The following is a 1996-nucleotide window of genomic DNA, read 5'->3' on the forward strand; positions in this document are numbered from 1 at the left end:
ACCAAGGTTTTTGGAAAAGCAGTTACACATAGTGAAATCTGTAAAAATCCTCCCACCGCGACATAGAGGAGGAGAATTGATGGCCGTCATTGGTTATATCCGCGTATCAACAATCGACCAGAACAGCGATTTACAGCGTAATGCACTCATAAGTGCAAACTGTGACCGCATTTTTGAAGACCGTATGAGTGGAAAAGTTGCCAGCCGTCCCGGTCTGAAACGCGCTTTAAAGTGCGTTAATAGCGGAGACACCCTGGTCGTGTGGAAACTGGACAGGCTGGGGCGCAGCGTTAAGAACCTGATCGCACTGATATCAGAGTTACATGAACGCGGTGCCCACTTCCGCTCTTTAACAGACAGTATTGATACCAGCACTTCCATGGGGCGCTTCTTTTTCCACGTGATGTCGGCACTGGCGGAGATGGAACGCGAGCTAATCGTCGAACGAACAGTGGCCGGGCTGGCAGCAGCCAGAGCACAAGGACGCGTAGGTGGAAGGCCCAACGCATTAAAACTGCATGAACGAGAGCAGATTGGGCGGCTATTGGCGAAGGGGCACACCCGCCAGCAGTTGGCCATTATCTATGGTGTAGGGTTATCGACGCTTTACCGATACTTTCCGGTGGATGGTCAGAGGAAGGATAACGCAGTAGGAATGTAATTCTTTTGCGAATATTGAAACGCCGCAGCGATGCCATTTATCTCACGGAAATGGGCGCATTTATCGCGCGGCGCATCAGTCAGTGGGTGGCGGAAGATCGTCTGGTATTCCGTGAACATATTGTCGACGATCTGACAGAGGCGCCGGAGGCCTTTATCGGCATGCTGGAAGGGAAAAACTTCGGCAAGCTGATCATCCGCGTCGCCTCCGACCGTCCGGGAGAGCAGCAATGAAAATTTTGATGGTTCTTACCTCCCACGACAGGCTGGGCGAAACCGGGAAAAAGACCGGCTTCTGGCTGGAGGAGTTTGTCGCGCCTTATTACATCTTTAAAGATGCGGGCATCAGCGTGGTGCTCGCCTCGCCGCAGGGCGGGCAGCCGCCGCTCGATCCGAAAAGCGACGCGCCCGACGCGCAAACGCACGATACCGAACGTTTTCGTCATGATATTGCGGCGCAGCAGGCACTGGCGAATACCCAGCGGCTTGATACTATTGATGGCGGCAAGTTTGACGCGGTATTTTATCCCGGCGGACACGGCCCGCTGTGGGACCTGGCGGAAGATAAGCACAGTATTGCGCTGATCGAAAACCTGTTCGCTAACGGCAAACCGGTAGCCGCCGTCTGTCATGCGCCAGGCGTGCTGCGTCATGTGAAAAAACCGGACGGCACGCCGCTGGTGGCGGGCAAGCGCGTTACCGGTTTCACTAACAGCGAAGAGCAGGCGGTCGGGCTGATCGATGTGGTGCCCTTCCTGGTGGAGGATGAGCTGAAAAAACTGGGCGGAGAGTTTGAGCGCACCGCGGACTGGGGCGCTTTTGCCGTTACCGACGGGCATCTGATCACCGGCCAGAACCCCACCTCTTCCGCCGTAACTGCTGAGGAGCTGCTGAAATTTTTACATCAATAACAGGGAGATACGATGAGGATCTACAGTCACAATTTTAACGACGGCGAGAAAATGCCGGAGCGGCATGTGTTCAACGGCATGGGGTATCAGGGCGACAATATTTCGCCCCATCTCGCCTGGGATGAGGTGCCGGAAGGAACCAAAAGCTTTGTGGTGACCTGTTATGACCCTGACGCGCCGACCGGCTCCGGCTGGTGGCACTGGGTGGTGGCGAATATTCCCGCCAGCGTCACGGTGCTGCCGCAGGGCGCCGGTTCAGGCCAGGCTGCGCTGCCGGAGGAAGCGGTAGAGACGCGCACCGATTTCGGCAAAGCGGGCTACGGCGGCGCGGCGCCGCCGCAGGGCGAAACCCACCGCTATATTTTTACCGTTCACGCGCTGGACGTGGAAAAAATTGAGGTGGATGAGAACGCCAGCGGCGCGAT

3 protein-coding genes and 1 pseudogene are annotated in these 1996 nt (G+C 56.3%); all 4 read left to right on the forward strand.

Annotated elements, in window-relative coordinates:
* The first annotated feature begins 79 nt into the window (after positions 1-79).
* Positions 80-661, forward strand: a complete 582-nt coding sequence (locus FKM52_RS21315; protein ID WP_006686032.1) for a recombinase family protein — start codon at positions 80-82, stop codon at positions 659-661.
* A 68-nt stretch (positions 662-729) separates the two neighbouring features.
* A pseudogene (locus tag FKM52_RS21325) lies at positions 730-894 on the forward strand (NADP-dependent oxidoreductase); the annotation flags it as partial.
* Positions 891-1571: a type 1 glutamine amidotransferase domain-containing protein gene (locus FKM52_RS21330; protein WP_141178094.1), complete on the forward strand. Its 681-nt coding sequence runs from the start codon at positions 891-893 to the stop codon at positions 1569-1571. The pseudogene FKM52_RS21325 and the gene FKM52_RS21330, both read left to right, overlap by 4 nt.
* 12 nt (positions 1572-1583) lie before the next feature.
* Positions 1584-1996 (forward strand): kinase inhibitor (locus tag FKM52_RS21335; RefSeq protein ID WP_141178095.1); only part of this gene is annotated, 413 nt, incomplete at its 3' end.

The sequence above is a fragment of the Mixta tenebrionis genome (assembly GCF_006517625.1).
Classification (GTDB): Bacteria; Pseudomonadota; Gammaproteobacteria; order Enterobacterales; family Enterobacteriaceae; genus Mixta; species Mixta tenebrionis.